We start from the raw sequence: 19,238 nt of genomic DNA, 5'->3' as shown, positions 1-19,238 counted from the left end.
TCGTCAACAAGCTCGAGAAGGACCCGATGAAATTCGAATCGTACTGGCTGGATACCCGCCCCGCATTTCGCGCGGGCTGCGAGGGCCCCGTCGAAGGGCGCGCCGACGTGGTCGTGATCGGCGGCGGCTTTACCGGCTTGTCGGCGGCGCTCGCGCTGGCGCAGCGCGGCGTATCGGTGGTCGTGCTCGAGGCCGCGCAGGTCGCGGGCGAAGCGTCCGGCCGCAACGGCGGCCAGTGCAACACGGGCGTCGCGCAGGATTACGCGTCATTGGCCGCGCGCATGGGCGCGGAGCCGGCGAAGCAGTTCTATCGCGCATACGAAAGCGCGGTGAAGAGCGTCGAGACGATCGTCACCGAACACGCGATCGACTGCGATTTCCGGCGCGCGGGCAAGCTGAAGCTCGCCGCGAAGCCGCAGCATTTCGCGGGGCTGGCGAAGACGTTCGACGCGTTGCGGCGCGACGTCGATCCGGACATCGAACTGATCGAACCCGAGCGGATTCGCGATGAAGTCGCGTCCGACGGCTTCTACGGCGGACTCCTGCAGCGCAACGGTGCGCAGATGCACATGGGCAAGTTCGGTGTCGGGCTGGCGCACGCGGCGGTGCGCGCGGGTGCACGCGTCTACGAGCATGCGGCCGTCACGCAGCTGGACCGGCTCGACGGCGAGCGGCACGCGATTACCTGCACGCGCGGCAGGATCGTCGCCGATCGCGTGCTCGTCGCGACCGGCGCATCGCAGCACGGCCCGTTCGGATGGTTCCGGCGGCGCATCGCGCCGGTCGGCAGCTTCATCGTCGTGACCGAGCCGCTCGCCGACGCGCAGTTGAACCGGCTGTTCCCACATCGCCGTGCGTACGTGACGTCGCGCCAGATCGGCAACTACTTCCGCGTGACGCCCGACAACCGGCTGCTGTTCGGCGGCCGCGCCCGCTTCGCGATGTCGAGCCCGCGCTCCGACGCGAAAAGCGGCGACATCCTGCGGGCCGGCATGGCCGGCTATTTCCCGGAACTGGCCGACGTCCGGCTCGACTACTGCTGGGGCGGGCTGGTGGACATCACCGCCGACCGGCTGCCGCGCGCGGGCCAGCACGACGGGCTCTATTACTCGATGGGCTACAGCGGCCACGGCGTGCAGATGTCGGTGCACATGGGCCGCGTCATGGCCGACGTGCTGTATGGCGCGACGGCCTCGAATCCGTGGCGCGAGCTCGACTGGCCGGCGATGCCCGGACATTTCGGGCACGCGTGGTTCCTGCCGTTCGTCGGCGCGTATTACCGCGTGCAGGATTTCCTGCACTGAAGCGGGCGCCGGGGAGAATTCAACATGAAAGCGCGTTTCGTTTGCCCGTCAGCGGGCGTCGCCTTGCCGGGCGTGACACCGCAGGCGGCGAAATGAGGACTGCCAGCATGCTCGACCTGATTCACGATTCGGTCGAAGACACGACGCCATGCACACCGCGCGTCGCGCGGCCCGTCTCGCCGGCGATCGGCGATGTGCTGCGCACGATCGACGCGTCGTTCGCGCAGCCGCTGAATCTCGACACGCTCGCGGCGGTGGCCGGGTTGAGCGTATCGCGTTTCACCGCGCGCTTTCGCAGCGAAACCGGGTTGTCCCCGCACCGGTATCTGTGCCTCGTCCGGGTACGGCGGGCGCAGGACCTGTTGCGTGCCGGTGTGGCGCCGTCGGTCGTCGCGACCGACGTCGGTTTCTTCGACCAGAGCCATCTGTGCCGACATTTTCGGCGGGTGCTCGGGATCACGCCGCGCGATTGCGTGGTCGCGCGACCGGGCGGTGCATCGGCGCGCACGACGTCGGCGCGCGCGCACACCGAACGCCGCGCGGGCGCAAGTGCGGGCGGCGTGCACACCTGACGGGATTCCGGCGGGTTCGCCGGCGAACGGAGATTTCCAATATTGCGCGACGGTTTTTCGATCCGGCCGCCGCGCACTGCAGAGGAGCAGAAATGACCGCAGCTTTCGTGTTGCATCGTGCCGACGGCGCGCCTTGTTCCACCTCGTTCCGCAAGCAGGCGTTCGGCGAGGGCGATCCTTTTGCGCGACATCGGGAGATCGCGTGGGAAGGCCCCGACTCGATGGCCGCGGGGCGTATCGCCTTCGTCGGCGAACTCGACGTGACGCACTTTCCGCACATCGAAACGATCGCGGTCATCGAAGGCGAGCTGACGCTCGAAGCGGCCGGGGCCGCGCCGCTGGTGCTCGGGCCGGGGGAAGGGGCAGTCATCGGCGCCGGCACGGCGCTTCGCATCAACGCGGAATCGCGCGTGTTGTTGATGTTCTGCGCAGCCGCGTGCACGACGCCGACGAAACACGGCCTGTTTCCGCTGCGGGCCGACGCCGACTTCAAGCCTTCCGCATCGCTGCCGCCCGAGGTGCTGCTCGGCCCCGCACCGCAATGCCGCAGCGACAACGTGTTCCTCGACGACGGTGCCGGGTATTGCGCCGGTACGTGGGATTCGACGCCCTATCACCGGATCGTTCGCCCGCATCGCGTCAACGAGTTCATGCTCCTGCTGGCCGGCAGCGTGCGGTTTGCCGACCCCGACGGCAGCGTGCTGTCGCTCGGCACCGGCGATGCGCTGTTCGTGCCGCGCGGCGCATCGATCGGGTGGGAAAGCAGCGAACGCGTCGCGAAGTTTTACGTCGTGCAGAACGTACGTGCCTCAACCGAACGAGACTGACCATGTCACCACCGCTGCGCCTTATTGAAACCTCGCCCACGCCGCCGGCATCGGCCGACGTCGTCGTAATCGGCGGCGGCATCATCGGCGTCTTTACCGCCTATTACCTGGCCCGGCGCGGGGTATCGGTCGCGCTCGTCGAGAAGGGGCGAATCGGTGCCGAGCAGTCGAGCCGCAACTGGGGCTGGTGCCGGCAGCAGAACCGCGACGAACGCGAATTGCCGATGGCGAGCAAGAGCATCGATCTGTGGGAACGATTCGCCGCCGAATCCGGCGAAGACACCGGCTTTCATCGCTGCGGGCTGTTGTATCTGAGTAACGACGAGGCCGAGCTGTCGCGCTGGGCCAACTGGGGCGAGTTCGCGAAGACCGCGGGCGTGACGACATACATGCTCGACCGCAAGCAGGCCACCGAGCGCGGACACGCGACCGGGCGGACGTGGAAAGGCGGCGTCTTTTCGCCGACCGACGGCACGGCCGACCCGGAGAAGGCCGCACCGGCCGTCGCCGCCGCACTGATGAAGCTCGGCGGCAGTGTCCACCAGCACTGCGCGGCGCGCGGCATCGAACTCGAGGGCGGGCGTGTCGGCGGCGTCGTCACGGAGGCCGGCGTCATCAAGACCAGGACGGTCGTGCTTGCCGGCGGCGCATGGGCGTCGTCGTTCTGCCGCCAGCTCGGCATCCGCTTTCCGCAGGCGTCGATCCGTCAGTCGATCCTGAGCGTGTCGCCTGTCGAGCATCCGCTGCCGGGTGCGATGTATACGTCCGGTGTGTCCGTGACGCGCCGCAGCGACGGACGCTACGCGCTGGCGATCAGCGGTCGCGCGCGCGTGGACGTGACGCCGCAGTTCCTGCGATTCGCGCCGCAGTTCTTGCCGATGTTCGCGAAGCGTTGGCGCAATCTTCTGCCGGGCTGGCTCGAAGGCGTGCGCGGCGGGCATGAAACGCTGAAGCGCTGGCGGCTCGATGAACCGACGCCGATGGAGGCGGTACGCATTCTGGATCCGAAACCGGACATGCCGACGGTCAACGAGACCCACCGCCGCGCCGCCGAACTGTTTCCCGAACTTCGCGACGCGAAGATCACGCACGCTTGGGCCGGATTCGTCGACAGCACGCCGGACGGCGTGCCGGGCATCGGCGAAGTGCCGGGTGTGCCGGGGCTGATCCTTGCCGCGGGCTTTTCCGGTCACGGCTTCGGCATCGGGCCGGGCGCCGGGCATCTGATCGCGGATCTCGCAACCGGTGCGCAACCGCTGGTCGACCCGGTGCCGTATCGGCCGGAACGGTTCAGTGATTCCGCGTGGGGCAAGGTCGCGGATTTCTAGTACGCGGGGCGACGGCGGCCACGGCGCGAACCGTGGTCATGCCGATGGCGCGAATCATCGACGGACGATCGACGGACGCGCCGCTCTCACCCCGTCGACAAGCTTCGATCGGCCCGTTATATCCGACCGCTTCGGCAGACTGTCGTTCGTGCCGTTCGCGGGCGTGCAGCACCGCCTCAAGGACATCCTGCAATGAATTCATCCGTCATTTCCCCCGTTCGTCACCTGATGCAAGCCGGCAGGCTGGATCGTTTCTTCATCGACGGCGACTGGGTCCTGCCCGACGGCGGCGACCGGTTCGCGGTCGTGTGTCCGTCCACCGAGGACACGGTGTGCGACATCCCGCTCGGCAGCGCACGTGACGCCGACCGGGCCGTCACCGCCGCGCGCCGCGCTTTCGAACGGTGGTCGGCCACTTCGCCGCAGGCGCGTGCCGCGCTGCTCGATCGCGTCCACACGTTGATGCTGGAGCGGGCGGAACTGTTCGCCACGGCGCTGGCCACCGAGATGGGTGCGCCGATCGCCTATGCGCGCGCCGCGCACGTGCCGCTCGCGGCCGAGCATATCCGGGTCGCGCGCGACAATCTCGCGCGCTATCCGTTCGTTTCCCGACGCGGGACGACCGCGATCGTACGCGAGCCGATCGGCGTGTGCGCGCTGATCACGCCGTGGAACTGGCCGATCTACCAGATCACCGCGAAGGTCGGCCCGGCGCTCGCGGCCGGTTGTACGGTCGTCCTGAAACCCAGCGAGCTGTCGCCGCTCAGCGCATTGCTGTTTGCGGAAGTGATCGCCGATGCGGGGGTGCCGGCAGGCGTATTCAACCTGGTGAGCGGCAATGGCGCAGAGGTCGGTTCCGCGCTTTCGTCGCATCCGGAGGTCGACATGGTGTCGATCACCGGATCGACCCGCGCGGGCGTGCTGGTCGCGCAGGCAGCCGCGCCGACCGTCAAGCGCGTCGCGCAGGAGCTCGGCGGCAAATCGCCGAACATCGTGTTGCCGGATGCGGACTTGCAGCAGGCGATCGCACCTGGCGTCGCCGCCGCATTCAGGAACATGGGCCAGTCGTGCAGCGCGCCGACCCGCATGATCGTGCCGCGCGCCGCGCTCGGCGCGGTCGAGGCGCTGGCCGTCGCGGCAGTGGAGCGGCTGGTGGTCGGCGATCCGTTCGCCGAGGCGACGACGCATGGGCCGCTTGCCAATCGCGCGCAGTTCGGGCGGGTCGCGCAGATGATCGACGCGGGCATCGACGAACGGGCGAAACTCGTCGCCGGCGGCCCGGGGCGGCCGGCGGGATTCGATCGGGGCTTCTACGCGCGGCCGACCATTTTTTCCGACGTGCGCACCGACATGACGATCGCGCAACAGGAGATTTTTGGTCCGGTCCTGGCGATCCTTCCCTACGACACGGTGGAAGAAGCGATCGCCATCGCGAACGACACAGTGTACGGGCTCGGCGCGCATGTGCAGGGCAGCGACCACGAAAGCGTACGCGCGGTGGCCGCCCGCATCCGGGCAGGGCAGGTGCACTTGAACTATCCGGCATGGGATCCGCAGGCGCCGTTCGGCGGCTACAAGCAGTCGGGCAACGGCCGCGAGTACGGGATCGAAGGGATGGAGGACTACATGGAAATCAAGTCGATCATCGGCTTTTACGACTGACGCAGCCGCTGCGTGCGAACGCGGCGGCAGCACGGACTGGAAGCCGCTTACTTTCGGAAGGTGCCGAAATTGGAAAAACCTGTCATTCCCGATACGTCGCTGCAAGCGCATCACGCGCACTGGGCAAGGCTGCGGCGCGATCTGCATGCGCATCCCGAGCTGCGATTCGAAGAACACCGGACCGCCGACGTCGTTGCCCGCGAGCTTGACGCGCTCGGCTATGCGGTATCGCGTGGGCTGGGCGGCACGGGCGTCGTCGCGAGCCTGCCCGGTGCGGATCCGGGGCGCGGCATCGTGCTGCGTGCGGATCTGGATGCACTGCCGATCCAGGAAGCCAACGACTTCGCGCACGCATCGTGCACGCACGGGATCATGCATGCATGCGGGCATGACGGCCATACCGTCATGTTGCTCGGCGCCGCGCGCATTCTGAAGGAGCTGCCGCCATTGCCGGGTGCCGTTCATTTCGTGTTTCAGCCGGGAGAAGAGGGCGGCGCGGGCGCGCGCAAGATGATCGACGACGGGCTGTTCGAGCAATACCCGACCGAAGCGGTGTTCGGCATGCACAACTGGCCCGGCTTGCCTGCCGGGCATTTCGGATTGCGTACCGGCCCGATCATGGCCGCGGGCTCGCGCTTCAGGATCAAGGTGACCGGCAAGGGCGCGCACGCGGCGCAGCCGCATCTGGGCATCGATCCCGTTCCGCTCGCGTGTTCGATGGTGCTGCAGTGTCAGACCATCGCCGCGCGGCACAAGGACCCCGTGGACCCTGCGGTCATTTCCGTCTGCATGATCCATGCGGGCACGACGGACAACGTCATTCCGGACAGCGTCGAGCTGCGCGGGACGATCCGCACGCTGTCGTCCGCGTTGCAGCAGAAACTGCAGACAGACGTGCAGCTCACGTGCGAGGGGCTGGCGCGCGCGTATGGCGCGCAGGTCGACGTCGAGTTTTTCCAGTATTACCCGGCGACGGTCAACACGCCGGCCGAGACGGCGCTGTGCGAAGCGGTGATCGGCGACACGTTCGGTGGCGAACGCCTGTACCGCGACGTGCCGCCGAACATGACGTCGGAGGATTTCGGCTTCATGCTGGAGGAACGGCCCGGCGCTTACGTGCTGATCGGCAATGCGCCGGAGGGCGCGGCGGCACCGTCGCTGCATCACCCGAAGTACGATTTCAACGACGAAATCATCCCGGCCGGTGTCCGGTATTGGGTCGCGCTGGCACAGCATTACTACAGGCGATCGTCGTGAACCTGTGCCTGATATCGGGGCGCGGCATCGTGCTGCGCTAGATATGGGACGTGCGCACGCTGCTCGACAGCGTGCGCACTCGTGCAGGTGCTGCCCGGCGTCGCGCAGCCCGCGAACGTGTGGGCGTGCGTCGACTTTCCGGCGGACGTATTCGGCCGCATGGCCTGGCCGGCCGTGTTCAGTGCCAACCTCCGCCGTGTCACGGCCGTCGTATCGTCAGGCCACGCTGCCGAGGCGCGTCGCCAAATGACCGCATGCGATGAAAGCCATCCTCGTAGCTGATTGACGGTTGCAGGAAGATCGTCTTTTGTCATACGACAAAGGTTTCACGCTCCCGGACAAGTTCGCGTGGCCACGGGCGAATTGCGCCAGACAGGACCGTCTTCACGGAACAGCGCAAATTCTCAGGATCGAAACGTTCCGACATGCAGGCCGTCGAGCCACACGATTCGTGATCCGTAGCATTTTTCACCCCACCGGATCGGCCGCAAACCAGGCGCAGAGTCGAAATGCATTTCCTCTCCCCCTGCCGGTATCGATGATTCCTGAAGCCGGTACCACCGTGCATCGCCGCCGCGCGTTTCTTTGGCGTTACGTTTTTTTTGCGTTGCGATGTCGTTCTCCTTCGTCTGTTGCCGGCCCGCTTCGGTGGAACGGTGCCTGGCATCGTTAATGCATGTGTGGTCGGTGTGATGAGCAAACGAGGGCCGCAACTGCACGCTCGACACACGCATCGGGTGTCTGCCGTTTGCGGGTGCAGTTGCGGTCATCACAGGGCGACGTGACCGACGCCGGTGGCGGTTCCGTCGTCATGCGAGTGACGATGCGTGGCGCAATTCGTATGAGGTTGTTTCAGGCATCGACGTCCCCCAGGGTCCGCGGTCGCCAGACACTCAATGCTCAGGCCAGGCGTTGTTCCGATGACATACCTCCGGTTTTCACGCAGAGACCAGTGAAAGGAGTTCTCCAATGAAATCCCCACTCAAGCTTGCCGTGGCATGTGCAGCGATCTTGTCCGCGACGGCATTGATGAGCCCCGTTTGCAACGCGGGAGCGTCCGGTGCTTCCGCCTCACACAAACGCGTCGAGCCGCCACCGCGCGCGGCTGTCGCGACGGAGATCGTGCCAGGCGTGGCGGAAGACGAGAAACGGAATGCCGAGCGCGAGCATGGCAGGGGACCGACCTTCAACGAAGGCAAACATCGTCGGGCCAACGGCGACATTCAGCGCGACTAAGCACGAAGGAGATCACAATGAAGAAGCTCATCCTCGCATGGGTGCTGGTGCTCGGATTCGCATTCGGCCAGATGCCGTCCACCGTGCTCGCCCAGACCACCACGGCGAACGTCCTCGTGCTCTATGACGCCCCACCGAACGACCCGTACACGAAACTCGGCATGGCTTATGCGATCATGCTGCGCAATCTGCTTGGCCATTTCAACACCAATGTCACGCTTGCGCCCGTCGACAGCTATACGGCCGGAACCGTCGAAAAGTACCAGGCGACTTTCTACCTGGGGAACTATTACAACAACACCCTTCCTGCCGCATTTCTGTCGGACGTCGTCAAGACGTCGAAGACGGTGGTCTGGTTCAAGGACAACCTGTGGGAAGTCGCGTGGGATCCGTCGTACAACTTCACGGCCCGCTACGGATTCACCTTTAGCGGGATAAGCGGGCTGGCCTACGCGCCGACCAGCAGCAACCCGAACCCGGACTTCTTTGACACGGTGCTCTACAAGAACATGAGCATGGTCAAATACTATGCGTTCAACGCGAGCACCGGCGTCGTCAGCGCGGATCCGGACATCGGCATCACCGCGGTGTCCGACGCGACGAAGGCCAGTGTACTCGTCACCATCAAGGACAGTCAGACCGGTGCGCAGGCGCCTTATGTCATGCGCGCGGGCAATTTCTGGTACTTCGCCGACATGCCGTTCTCGTACATCGGGCCGCGCGACCGGTACCTGGTGATCTGCGATCTGCTGCACGACATTCTCGGGACCAACCAGCCGGTGCTGCATCGCGCGATGGTGCGTCTGGAAGACGTCAACGCGTTCACGACCTCGTCGTCGATGAAGACGCTGACCGACTACATGTATTCCAAGAAAATTCCGTTTTCGATTGCGACCATCCCGCTGTACCAGGATCCGCTCGGTGCCTATAACGGCGGTGTGCCGCTGACCGTACACCTCGCGCAGGCGAGCAGCCTGAAGCAGGCGCTCAATTACGCGCTGATCCGGGGCGGCAGTATCGTGATGCACGGTTACACGCATCAATACAATTCGACGCCGAATATCGACAATGCGGTCAGCGGCAATGACTACGAGTTCTGGCTGGCGACGCAGAACCGTCCGGTGGACGAAGATTCGACACAGTGGGCATCGAACCGTCTGAAAGCGGGCCTGCTGGAACTGTCGACGAACGGCTATGTTCCCTTTGCGTGGGAAGCGCCGCACTACCAGTCGTCGCCCCTTTCGATCAAGGCCGTTCCGCCGCTGTTCAAGACGACGTACCAGCGGGTCGTCTACTACACGTCGGATCAGCCGAACCTGAATTCGACCGCGCCGAATCACGATTTTTCGGTCGGGCAGTTCTTCCCGTACATCATCAATACCGACTATTACGGGCAACGGGTGCTGCCCGAGAACCTCGGGAACATCGAATACAACATCTGCGGTATCGATCCGTTCTCGTGTCTGTCCTATACGTGGCAGGATCTCTACACGAATGCACAGTACGCGCTGACGGTTCGGGATGGTTTCGCGTCATTCTTCTTCCATCCGTTCTGGCTCGAGCCCGATCTCGGCACGCCCGGGTTCCAGGATTTCCAGAGCCTGGTGAACGGGATCACCGGTCTCGGCTTTCAGTGGGTCGCCGGGAATGGCGTCAAGTAGATGATTCCGGAATCGGGAGGGAGCCGGGGAGCCGGGCTCGACTCCTTCACCGGGTTCGATGGCGCCACGTTTCGCTTCGCCTGATGGCGAGTGAGATAAATCCAAGGGGATCGGGCCGGAAAATCTGCTCGCGGCCGCACACGTTTTTCTATTGCGCCCCGCCGTACTGGCAGACCGAGGGCTACGGCGTTGCATTTCCGTTCGAGGAGTACGAGCAGATGGCGGCCACCGTGCGGACCTGCGCCGGCGAGATCATGGCAGCATCAACGACCATCCGGATATCCGGCGGGTGTTCGAGGGGTTCGAGATGGAGAAGGCCAGCCTCAACTACACGGTAGGCAAGAGCGGCCGCGATGCCGCGCGCGGCGAACTGATCGTGTACAGCGGGGATCGGGCGGCCGCGCCGGCTGGGCTGTTCCAGGCAATGCGGTAAAGTATCGCCTTCGCAGGGGGCCACGCTGAGAGAGCAGCGCCCTTGCTGGACCAGGAGAAAAATTGAATGTCCGAAAACCGCTACACCTACGGCACCTGGCACAATCTGCGGCCAGTCGACGTCTTTGCCCTGGTGGCGCTCGACGAGACACGCAAGCAACTCGGCCTGGACGATCTGGCCGCCGCGTCGGCAATGCTGCTCGGTCAGGGCGACGTTCCTGTTCCGGGCAAGTTCGCTGGTGCTACGCCGGGGACTTCCGTCGCCTCGCTTGCCGCCCGGAAACTATTTCCCCAAATACTGCCGTTTCGCCTGCCGATGATCACGGGCGTCGGGTTGTCCGGTATTCGAATCTCCTTCACCCGCCGCCTCGGCGCGTGGGTCGGCCGGACGATTCCGGTCGTAGGCGAGGTGTTCCTGGCTCGCGATGCGTTCCTGATCATGCGCAATACCGTGACGACCTACAACCGACTCGTGAAGCCCGAGGATCGGGTGCTCTGAGCCATGAAAGACGATACCTGGGAACGTTTTGAAGCCTTCACCCGTAAGGAACTCGGCCGGCCATTGTTCGGTGGCCAGTTGAACCTTCAGCCGGAATCGCGGCTTGAGGAGGATCTCGGCGTGACTGGCCTGGATGGGGTTGAATTCATCGACAAGTGGGCCGAGACGTTCGGCGTCGACGCCCAAGGGTTCCCGTACCGGCGCTATTTCGGCCCGGAAGGCCAGGAACTGCTGTCGTCGCTCATTGGGTTGTTCGTGAAGCGGCTGCGGCCGCCGAAGCGCCACCCGCTGACGCTCGGCATGCTGGCGGAGGCAACGCGACGTGGGAAGTGGGATACGGACGCGATCGAGGCTGCTGCAGGGGAGTGATCGTATTTGATAGGACCGGTCGGCATAGCCGACCGGTCTTTTTCATTGGCGGAAATATAGTTGAGCCACGTGAAATTTTTCCACCCACCCATTTATCGCGCTTCAGCCGGTGCATTTATCGCGCGCGGCTTCATTCGTCGGAACGAGCGGGAGGCGGCGCACGGACGCTTCGCATGGACGTCGCCGCCGGTCGGAGGCGACGTCGCACGGATCGATCGCTGTGCCGGTTACGCCGCCGACAGCACGATCGACACCCCCGTCGCCGTATAGACCGGCGTCGCCTTGAAGCCGTCGACGGTCACCGTCGCGAATTTCGCCGCGCCCGCTGCCGCGTCGATCAGCGCGATGGTGTCGCCGGCCTTCGGCGCATAACCGTTCACGAACTTCACGTGCAGCGTGCCGCCCGCGATGGTGAACGCGCCGCCCACGCGCAGGCGGCCGCCGCCGTTGCCGTCGATGTCGAGTTCGAGCGTCGTGTTGTCGAGCTGCGTATAGCGCGTCGCGATCGTGACGGGCGCACCCGCCGCGATCCGGATGCCGCCGCCGGCGCCGACATACACATCGCCGTTGCCGAACGCCGTCGCGGACGCCGCGGCGAGCGTGCCGCCGCTGACCTGCGTGCCGCCCGTATAGCTGTTGTTGCCCGCGAGCGTCAGCGCGCCGCTGCCTTGCAGCGTCAGCTTGCCGGTGCCCGTAATGTCGTTGCGCCACAGGTCGGCGGCGTTGAGGCCGCCCTTCGACGCATCCATCGCGACGATCACGTTGCCGTTGAATGCGCCGTAACCGTCGGCGGCCGCGAACAGGTTCAGCCGGCCCCAGCCTTCCGCATCGTCCATCACCGGGTAGCCGGACGGCAATTCGGTGGTCTTCAGCACGACGCGCCGCTGATCCGCGCCCAGGTACGGAAAACGCGTCTGCAGCAGGATCTCCGCCCCCTTCGGCACGACCGGCGGCGCACCGGTCGCGTCGAGCGCGCCGAAGCCGTAGGTCATGCGGCGCGCGAAGGCCGCCTTGTTCGTCGCGTAGTCGGCGAAGCGGTCGGTCGCCGTCGTGCCCGACCGTGCGAATGCCGCGAACGTCGAACCGGTCGTGCCGGTGAGCTGCTGCAGCGTCTGGTGCGCCTGCCCGTAGGCGGCCTGCGCGTCGTTCGCGTACGCCGCGAGATTGGCCGCGCTGATCGCCAGCGCGAGCATGCGCCCGCCGATCACGTCGAGCGGCGAGTGCATGCCGGCGAGGATGCGGTTCTCGCCGAGTTCGAGGCCGCGGCTGACCATTTCCTGGTAGCGCTCCGGCACGAGCCACGCCATCGTCACGGCGTCGCGCATCGCTTCCGCCTGGTGGCCGCTGATGAACCCGCCGTCGGTCGCGGGCGTCGTGCTTTCCGCGGGCACGAGCGTGGGGGCGACGACGACACCCGTGCTCCAGCGGTACGGCCGCGCATACTTGTAGAAGCGTTTCGCGGGTTCGGTCGACGCGTTGTTGCCCATCTCGTTGAGCAGGTCGACGACTTTCCCGAAGCTCGCGTTCGCGCTGCCGCCCACGCCCACGTTGTTGCCCGTGTCGTTGTACAGGACGGTCGTCGCGTCGGCCGGCACGCTGGTGATGCTGGTCGTCTGCTGCGCGGCCGTGCGCCATGCGGAAGTGAGCGGCCCCATGCCGTCGGTCACGCTGTAGCCCTTGCCGCGCCGGTCGTCGTAGTACGCGGCGTCGGCTTGCTGCGGCGTGCGCGCGGTCGTCGCGTTGACCACGTATTGCACGTTCGCCCGCAGCACCGCGTCGTTCAGGATCGTGCCGCACGGCGTGCCGTTGCCGGGCAGCCCCGTGCAGGTCGACGGCGAAATGGCCGGAAACGCGCCGTTGGCCGGCGCGCTCACGCCCGCATCGACGAGCATCGTCGACGGCTGCCACAGGTCGAGGAAGCGGCTGACCACGCGCACCGCGGCGTTCGTCGACAGCGTGGCGTAGCGCGCGTCGCCGCGCTGGTTGGTCGCGACGTTGTCGACGAAGGCGGGCACGCCCGGAACCGGCGCGCTGTCGACGAAACCGGGATCGGCCGGCGGCGCCGGCATGGCCGCGCTGGTCGGGGTGGTCGAGGCGACATCGTCGCCGCCGCCGCACGCGGCGAGAACGATCGCGCTCGACAGCGCGGCGACATGCAGCGGGAAACGGCTTCGTGACGCAAACATGCAAGACTCCATCCTGATGGTCAAAGATGGCGAATTGTGGTGACGATTCGTTACGCGGCCGTTAAGGATTTGTTGCGTGTCGTACTCCGTGCGCGAAAATTCCCACTATCTGGTTAATTCACGATACTGAACATCTCGGATGCCATTTTTTACGCATCCGAGACGGATATGTAGCGGCGTGCCGCTACGCGCCGGCCATACGCGTGGATGGAAAGTCCGGCGACCTCGATATCGAACAACGATCCCTGTTGCCGCAACGACCCATGACGGAACAGTGGCCCGGGGCAATCGTTGGTGTGCAACCCGCGGCCCGGAGCCGCGACTCGACCCGTGGCCGTCATGCCGAGCGCGCGGACGGCTCCGTTTCCGCGCAACACACCCGGTTTCGGCCTTCGCGCTTCGCGCGGTAAAGCGCCATGTCCGCCTGATGCGACAGCGCGTGCACGGAGGCGGGGCGTGCGCGATGGCCGGTCGCGCAGCCGATGCTGACGGTGAACGGCGGAACGGGTTCCGCGAACCCGTCGAGCCGGTTGTGTTCGACCTCGCGGCGAATCGCCTCCGCGACCTTCGCGGCGCCGCGTTCGTCGGTGTCGGGCAGCACCGCGACGAACTCTTCGCCGCCGTAACGCGCGGCGAGGTCGCCGCGCCGCTGCGTATGGGCACGGATGCATGCGGCGAGGAACCGGAGCGCCGTGTCGCCGCGTGCGTGTCCGTATCGGTCGTTGTACTGCTTGAAGTGGTCGGCATCGATGAACAGCACCGACAGGCTGCCGTCGTGGCCGCGCTGGAGCCGTTCCCATTCGTCGGCCAGCGCGACGTCGAGCGCGCGGCGGTTGTGCAGGCCCGTCAGCGGATCGGTGCGCGTGAGGTCGGTGAGCAGCGTCTGCTTGCGAAGGTTGTCCCGCAACGCGAACGCGAGCAGCCAGACGACCGCGCAGAAGAGCGCGCAGAGGAGCGACGCCGACACGCCGACCGACCACGACATCCGGATGAAACCGGCCAGCACGTCGGCTTCGGCCGGCGCGACGACGGCGATCAGCGGTGTGCCGGGCACCCGCTGGAACGTATAGAGCCGCAGCGTTCCGTCGATGCGCGAATGCGCCGCGTAGAAGCCCGAATCCTGGTTCAGCATGCGATCGAAGGCTTTCGAGCGGCGCAGGCGGACCATCTGGTGATCGTTCAGCGACGGGTTGCGGGCGAGGATGGTGCCGTCCGCGCGCACGATCGCGCTGATGCCGTGCGGCCCGACGTCCAGCCGCGACAGCAGCTGATCGAAATAGGCGAGGTCGATCGCGACCACCGCGATGCCGTTGAACGTGTGGTCCGGTCGTTCGATGCGCCGGGAAAGCGCGATCGACTCCGTGCCGCCGCGCGAGCGCGCGCGATAGGCCTCCGACACGTAAAGGCCGACGTTCGGCGAGTCGCGATGGACCTTGAAATAGTCGCGATCGCCGAAGTTCCAGTGGTGGGACGGGCCGCAGCACGCGTCGATCAGCCGGCCGTCGCGGTCCGTCACGCCCATTCCCGTCACGTATTGCGCGGCCGCGCGCTGGAACAGCAGGTCGTGCCGCAGCCCGGCGTCCATGCGTCGCACCTCCGGCTTGCCGAGATCGGCGGAGAGCGCGATCAGCGCGTTGTTGGACGTTTCGACGGTCCGCGCGATCTCGCTGACCAGCACGGCGGCGACGTTGCGCGAGGTTTCGTGCGCGTGCTCGACGACTTCGCTTCTCGTGGCCCAGAGCGTGGCCGCGCTGATGCCGATCGCCGCGAGCGACATCAGGGTGCCCAGCGCACCGACGACAAGATGGTTTCGTCCCGCCCAGTCGGCGATTTTCTCGATGGAGGTGGATGCGGACATGCTGGCGCTCGCAGGGGGAGGCCCGGCGCGATGAACCGGGCTGCGCTGAAACCCGGGTTAACGGCAGGTCGTCGAAGAAATCGAGGCCCGGCTGCAATCCAAGTGGGCGCGGTGCGGCCCGCAAACGTGTGCGGGCCGGGTGCTCGACGGGGCGCGTATCGGAAAGCGCGAGCGGGGGCGCGGCTGGCGAAGCGATCGCGTCGCGGGCTGGACGATCGGCGCGGCGGAATCCGGAACGCGGGCCTGACGCGGTGCCGGCGATGTCCCGTCCGCGCGATCAAGCCGGCCCGGCCGCGTCCGTCTCCGCGTCATCCGTCGCCGCCGCGTGGCGCGCGCGTTTCAGCGTACCGGCCAGCTTCTCGATCGCATGCAGGTCCAGCGTATCGAGATGCTCGCGCACCTCCTGCACGAAGGCCGCGTAATCCTGTTCGTCCGCGTACTGGCCGAGCCATTCCTCGATATCGGTGAGCTGCCCGTTGCCGGCGAGCCGGATCAGCGCATCGAGTGCATCGTCGGGCGGGCAGCCCATCGCGGGCGCGGTGCCGCCGGGCACGGCCTCGTCCGCCGCATGAAACCGCCGCACGAGCTCCGATGCCGGCACGAGCACGTGCCCGACGGCCGGCGCGACGATCGCGAACGAGAACGACGTGCCGACGCCCGGCTGGCTTGCGACGGCCAGCTCGCCGCCCATCGCGCCGACGATGCGCTGCGCGATGAACAGGCCGAGCCCGGTGCCGCCGTTGACGGCCTGCACCTGCTGGTACGCGCGAAAGATGTCGCGGGTGCCGCTGATGTCGATGCCGATGCCCGTATCGGCGACCTCGAACAGCAGGCGCCATGCGTCGCCTTCGCGCGACGCATGCACCGACAACGTGACCGTGCCGTCGCGCGTGAACTTCGATGCGTTGGACAGCAGGTTCAGCAGCACCTGCTGCAGCCGCATCCCGTCGATCGACATCGTGCGCGGCAGCGGGCTGGCCGGCCGGTACACGAACCGGTTGTCCTGCTGCGCGCACAGCGCGAGTGCATAGTGGCCGATGTCGTCGAGCAGGCCGGGGAGGTCGGTCGCGTCCGGCGACACGCCGAGCGGCTGCAGCTCGGCCTTCGTGAACGCGAGCAGTTCGTCGATCAGCGTGAGCTGGTAGCGGATGCTGCGGTCGATCGAGCGGATCAGCCGTGCCTGGCCGCGCGTCGCGCCTTGCAGCAGCAGCTTCGCGTAGCCGTTGATCGTCGACAGCGGCGCGCGCAGGTCGTGGCTGACGTAGCCGAGCGTCTCGATCTTCTGCTGCATGTGCGTGGTGACCTGCTGGAGCGCGTCGTTGAGCGCGAGCGTGCGTCGTGCGACTTCGTCGCGCAGGCGATCCTGTTCGGTGAGCTGCCAGTGTTCGAGCCGCTTGCGCGCCTCGGTGCGCTGACGGCCCACGTGGTGGATCCACGCGGCCAGCACCAGCAGGTGCGTGGCAAGCCCGACGATCGCGATGACGGGGTTCGGATAGATGTCGGACTTGAGCCAGGACAGCACCGGCGGCAACGCGTCGACGCCGTCGAGCACGCGGATCAGCATGTTGAAGGTGGCGAACGCGATCGCGATCAGCATCACGCGGCCGGTCGGCGTGCGGCGGACGGCGAGCCACAGCGCGAGGCTGATGTTGACGATCCCCAGCGCCGCGTTCAGCCGCAGGCAAAACCACGTGAAGGTCAGCAGATCGCCGCAGGCGGCGCCGGCCACGCCGACGAACTCGAGCGCGAGGAATGCCATGTAGACCGCGCGCAACGGCAGCCTGGCCTGTTCGCGCCGGGCGACTGTCAGGATGAAGACGATGAAGCAGGCGATCGCGAGATACACGAAGATGATTTCGCCGCGTGCCGACCACTCGCGCAGCGCGGGCGGCAGCGCCATCGCCGTATAACCGCGGTAGGCCGCTTCGAACAGCGTCGTGCCCAGCGCAAGCCCGGCCAGTACGTAGAACATGCCGCTGCGCGAAAAGAACCCGATCAGCAGCGCGCACCACACGAGCGCGAGCAGCCCGCCGAAGAAACCGAAGTCCCACATCGTCGCGCGCCGTTCCAGCGCATCCCATGCCGCACGGGAGAATGCCGCCGGCGCGAGCCGCATCTCCTTGCGCGACGTGACGCGGATCAGCACGGGGATGCTTGCGCCGGCGGGCAGCGTGACGTCGAGCGTCGGGTAGCGCGACGGCGGCCCGGCCGCATCGCCGCCGGCATCGGCGGCCGGGAAGCGGCCGTCGAGCGTCCACCGGCCGTTCCGGCCGACATAGAAGTCGGCATGGTCGACGCGCGCGTCGCGAATCGCCAGCACCAGCGGCCGAGCGGCACTGTCACGGTTGACCAGCGTCGCGCTGACCCACCATGCCGACCGCGAAAACTCGATGTTGAACGAGGGCGCTGTCGTCGTGGACGCATCGTGCGGCCGATCGGCAACGCGCGCGGCGACCTGTTCGGCGGTCATCGTCGTGCTCGCGTCCTCGAACACCGACACGGCTTCCAGTTGCGCGGGGTTCGGCGTCGCTGCCGCGCGGGCCGTCGCGCAGGTGACGGCCAGTGCGATCAGAAGCAGCAGCACCGCGCGCCATCCGGCTGCCCAAGCCGCGTCGCGACTACACATCGGGATGATGCCCGCCGGGTGTGGGCGGTGCGTTGACCGCATGGCGCTGGCGCCGCCAGTCGGACGGCGTGATGCCGAAGCGTTCGCGGAATGCCGTCGCGAAATTGCCGGGCGTGGAAAAGCCGATTTCCTCGGCGATGTCGCCGATCCCCATCGACGTCTCCGCGAGGAAATGCATCGCGGCGCGCAGGCGCGTGTCGCGCAGGTACTCGAACACGGTCAGGCCGAGCTGGTCGCGGAACACGCGCGACAGCCGCTTTTCGTGCGTGCCGACCTGCCGGGCGAGATCCTCGAGCGCCGGCGGATGGCGCAGGTCGCGCAGCAGGACCTCGGCCGCCGCGCGCACGAGGGCCGCCTCCGGGTTGTCGGGCATCTCGGGCAGGTGCGCGAATGGCTGGCTGCGCCGCGCGCGCTTCAGGTGGTTGCGGATCCGGGCCAGCACTTCGGTCGGCTCGAACGGCTTGACGATGTAGTCGATCGCGCCGGTTTCGAGCCCCGCGATGCGATCCTCGAGATCGCCCGCGGCCGTGAGGATGATGACCGGGATGGACTGCGTCGACGGCGTCGACGCCAGCAGCCGGCACGCGGCGAAGCCGTCCATGCGCGGCATGCGGACATCCATCAGGATCAGGTCGGGCGCGATCGCCTGGGCGCGGTGATACGCCTGCAGCCCGTCGAACGCGACGCTGATCCGGCACCGCGCGGCCCGCAGGATTTCGGTCAGGAGCCGCAGGTCGTTCGGGCGGTCGTCGACGACAAGAATATGGGCGTCGGCGAGATCCGGCGTGGAGCGAAGCGACGCCGGGCTGGACGAGCGGGATGACATGGTGGCGGACGCGGTGGAAGGGTGGTCGGTCGGATTGAAAGCTTCGCTTTCAGCGCGATTGTTGCGAAAAATTATATGTCGACAACAGTACCGATTGTGAGGATTCCGTGCGGCCCGTGTGGGCATATTCGGCGGGGCGCCGCGCGGTTTCGACACTGGCGTTCCGCCGAATGGAATCGGAGTGGAAAAACATGCCGAAGTGCATTTTTAATATCGGTCTTTATTTCCGGATTTTATCGGTTGATGAATCGAATTGGCCCGCAGAATGAATTCGAGCGAGTTGTGTCGAGAGACGATGCCTTCCAGTGTGAAGTTGATGCGCTGAATCGACGCTCGCCTGATTAATTTCTTTTTGCGGGACGGTCAAGATTTATCCGGATGAAAACCGGATTTCGAGCGGGAATGTATGAATGTAAATGCCGTCCGCTCGGGAAAAGTTTTTTTCCGCTCCAGAAAAGATGCGTTTGAACGGATGACCGCACACTAGCCCCGGCGCGGCTGGAATCGGTTCTTCGAGGGGAACGGTTTTGCAAGAATTCCTGCCGCTGCCCTATTCGGATGACGCGATATTCAATGTGACATCGAATGATGGCAA

The 19,238-nt window shown here is 66.3% G+C and carries 15 protein-coding genes; 11 read left to right on the top strand and 4 right to left on the bottom strand.

What is annotated here, in order from left to right:
- Positions 1 to 26: 26 nt before the first annotated feature.
- The 11 genes from ABY44_RS21505 (at position 27) to ABY44_RS21455 (ending at position 11,147) form a co-directional block, all read left to right on the top strand.
- A complete protein-coding gene (locus ABY44_RS21505; protein ID WP_060174520.1) occupies positions 27 to 1,304 on the top strand; it encodes an NAD(P)/FAD-dependent oxidoreductase in 1,278 nt (425 codons plus the stop codon).
- 107 nt (positions 1,305 to 1,411) lie between these two features.
- Complete coding sequence (locus ABY44_RS21500; protein WP_051363326.1) at positions 1,412 to 1,876, top strand: helix-turn-helix domain-containing protein; 465 nt, start codon at positions 1,412 to 1,414, stop codon at positions 1,874 to 1,876.
- A gap of 92 nt (positions 1,877 to 1,968) precedes the next feature.
- On the top strand, positions 1,969 to 2,703 hold the full coding sequence (locus ABY44_RS21495) for a cupin domain-containing protein (protein WP_060174450.1): 735 nt from the start codon (positions 1,969 to 1,971) through the stop codon (positions 2,701 to 2,703).
- 2 nt (positions 2,704 to 2,705) lie between these two features.
- Positions 2,706 to 4,031 (top strand): NAD(P)/FAD-dependent oxidoreductase, encoded by a 1,326-nt coding sequence (locus ABY44_RS21490; protein WP_060174449.1) that lies wholly within the window; start codon positions 2,706 to 2,708, stop codon positions 4,029 to 4,031.
- Positions 4,032 to 4,223: 192 nt separating this feature from the next.
- On the top strand, positions 4,224 to 5,693 hold the full coding sequence (locus tag ABY44_RS21485; protein ID WP_027792817.1) for an aldehyde dehydrogenase family protein: 1,470 nt from the start codon (positions 4,224 to 4,226) through the stop codon (positions 5,691 to 5,693).
- Positions 5,694 to 5,762: 69 nt separating this feature from the next.
- Complete coding sequence (locus ABY44_RS21480; RefSeq protein WP_060174448.1) at positions 5,763 to 6,950, top strand: M20 aminoacylase family protein; 1,188 nt, start codon at positions 5,763 to 5,765, stop codon at positions 6,948 to 6,950.
- Positions 6,951 to 7,919: 969 nt separating this feature from the next.
- A complete protein-coding gene (locus tag ABY44_RS21475) occupies positions 7,920 to 8,186 on the top strand; it encodes a hypothetical protein (RefSeq protein WP_124672355.1) in 267 nt (88 codons plus the stop codon).
- Positions 8,187 to 8,203: 17 nt separating this feature from the next.
- Entirely contained in the window at positions 8,204 to 9,847 is a 1,644-nt protein-coding gene (locus ABY44_RS21470; protein WP_027792814.1) for a DUF2334 domain-containing protein, read from the top strand.
- A gap of 307 nt (positions 9,848 to 10,154) precedes the next feature.
- Entirely contained in the window at positions 10,155 to 10,280 is a 126-nt protein-coding gene (locus tag ABY44_RS21465; protein WP_258959084.1) for a hypothetical protein, read from the top strand.
- A 66-nt stretch (positions 10,281 to 10,346) separates the two neighbouring features.
- Positions 10,347 to 10,778, top strand: coding sequence for an STM2901 family protein (locus ABY44_RS21460; RefSeq protein ID WP_060174446.1), 432 nt, complete (start codon positions 10,347 to 10,349; stop codon positions 10,776 to 10,778).
- Positions 10,779 to 10,781: 3 nt separating this feature from the next.
- Positions 10,782 to 11,147 (top strand): DUF1493 family protein, encoded by a 366-nt coding sequence (locus tag ABY44_RS21455; RefSeq protein ID WP_027792812.1) that lies wholly within the window; start codon positions 10,782 to 10,784, stop codon positions 11,145 to 11,147.
- A gap of 227 nt (positions 11,148 to 11,374) precedes the next feature.
- Here ABY44_RS21455 and ABY44_RS21450 read toward each other — a convergent pair whose 3' ends face one another.
- The 4 genes from ABY44_RS21450 to ABY44_RS21435 all read right to left on the bottom strand — a co-directional run bounded on the left by ABY44_RS21450 (position 11,375) and on the right by ABY44_RS21435 (position 18,643).
- Positions 11,375 to 13,333, bottom strand: a complete 1,959-nt coding sequence (locus ABY44_RS21450; RefSeq protein ID WP_060174445.1) for a phosphatase PAP2 family protein — start codon at positions 13,331 to 13,333, stop codon at positions 11,375 to 11,377.
- Between the two features lie 337 nt (positions 13,334 to 13,670).
- Positions 13,671 to 15,191, bottom strand: a complete 1,521-nt coding sequence (locus tag ABY44_RS21445; protein ID WP_059699496.1) for a sensor domain-containing diguanylate cyclase — start codon at positions 15,189 to 15,191, stop codon at positions 13,671 to 13,673.
- A gap of 277 nt (positions 15,192 to 15,468) precedes the next feature.
- Positions 15,469 to 17,817: a sensor histidine kinase gene (locus ABY44_RS21440; RefSeq protein WP_060174444.1), complete on the bottom strand. Its 2,349-nt coding sequence runs from the start codon at positions 17,815 to 17,817 to the stop codon at positions 15,469 to 15,471.
- On the bottom strand, positions 17,810 to 18,643 hold the full coding sequence (locus ABY44_RS21435; RefSeq protein WP_027792808.1) for a response regulator transcription factor: 834 nt from the start codon (positions 18,641 to 18,643) through the stop codon (positions 17,810 to 17,812). The genes ABY44_RS21440 and ABY44_RS21435 overlap by 8 nt, the downstream gene beginning before the upstream one ends.
- Between the last annotated feature and the right edge of the window lie 595 nt (positions 18,644 to 19,238).

The organism is Burkholderia sp. ZZQ-2 (assembly GCF_050768715.1).
Lineage (GTDB): Bacteria > Pseudomonadota > Gammaproteobacteria > Burkholderiales > Burkholderiaceae > Burkholderia > Burkholderia cepacia.
Note: the sequence above shows the minus strand (reverse complement) of the source record. Positions and strands in the feature narration are given on the sequence as shown.

What these genes read in the sequence shown, in the direction of transcription:
- ABY44_RS21505 (WP_060174520.1), top strand. Translation starts at nt 27, where the DNA reads ATGAAATTCGAATCGTACTGGCTGGATACCCGCCCCGCATTTCGCGCG.
- ABY44_RS21500 (WP_051363326.1), top strand. Translation starts at nt 1,412, where the DNA reads ATGCTCGACCTGATTCACGATTCGGTCGAAGACACGACGCCATGCACA.
- ABY44_RS21495 (WP_060174450.1), top strand. Translation starts at nt 1,969, where the DNA reads ATGACCGCAGCTTTCGTGTTGCATCGTGCCGACGGCGCGCCTTGTTCC.
- ABY44_RS21490 (WP_060174449.1), top strand. Translation starts at nt 2,706, where the DNA reads ATGTCACCACCGCTGCGCCTTATTGAAACCTCGCCCACGCCGCCGGCA.
- ABY44_RS21485 (WP_027792817.1), top strand. Translation starts at nt 4,224, where the DNA reads ATGAATTCATCCGTCATTTCCCCCGTTCGTCACCTGATGCAAGCCGGC.
- ABY44_RS21475 (WP_124672355.1), top strand. Translation starts at nt 7,920, where the DNA reads ATGAAATCCCCACTCAAGCTTGCCGTGGCATGTGCAGCGATCTTGTCC.
- ABY44_RS21470 (WP_027792814.1), top strand. Translation starts at nt 8,204, where the DNA reads ATGAAGAAGCTCATCCTCGCATGGGTGCTGGTGCTCGGATTCGCATTC.
- ABY44_RS21465 (WP_258959084.1), top strand. Translation starts at nt 10,155, where the DNA reads ATGGAGAAGGCCAGCCTCAACTACACGGTAGGCAAGAGCGGCCGCGAT.
- ABY44_RS21460 (WP_060174446.1), top strand. Translation starts at nt 10,347, where the DNA reads ATGTCCGAAAACCGCTACACCTACGGCACCTGGCACAATCTGCGGCCA.
- ABY44_RS21455 (WP_027792812.1), top strand. Translation starts at nt 10,782, where the DNA reads ATGAAAGACGATACCTGGGAACGTTTTGAAGCCTTCACCCGTAAGGAA.
- ABY44_RS21450 (WP_060174445.1), bottom strand. Translation starts at nt 13,333, where the DNA reads ATGTTTGCGTCACGAAGCCGTTTCCCGCTGCATGTCGCCGCGCTGTCG.
- ABY44_RS21445 (WP_059699496.1), bottom strand. Translation starts at nt 15,191, where the DNA reads ATGTCCGCATCCACCTCCATCGAGAAAATCGCCGACTGGGCGGGACGA.
- ABY44_RS21440 (WP_060174444.1), bottom strand. Translation starts at nt 17,817, where the DNA reads ATGTGTAGTCGCGACGCGGCTTGGGCAGCCGGATGGCGCGCGGTGCTG.
- ABY44_RS21435 (WP_027792808.1), bottom strand. Translation starts at nt 18,643, where the DNA reads ATGTCATCCCGCTCGTCCAGCCCGGCGTCGCTTCGCTCCACGCCGGAT.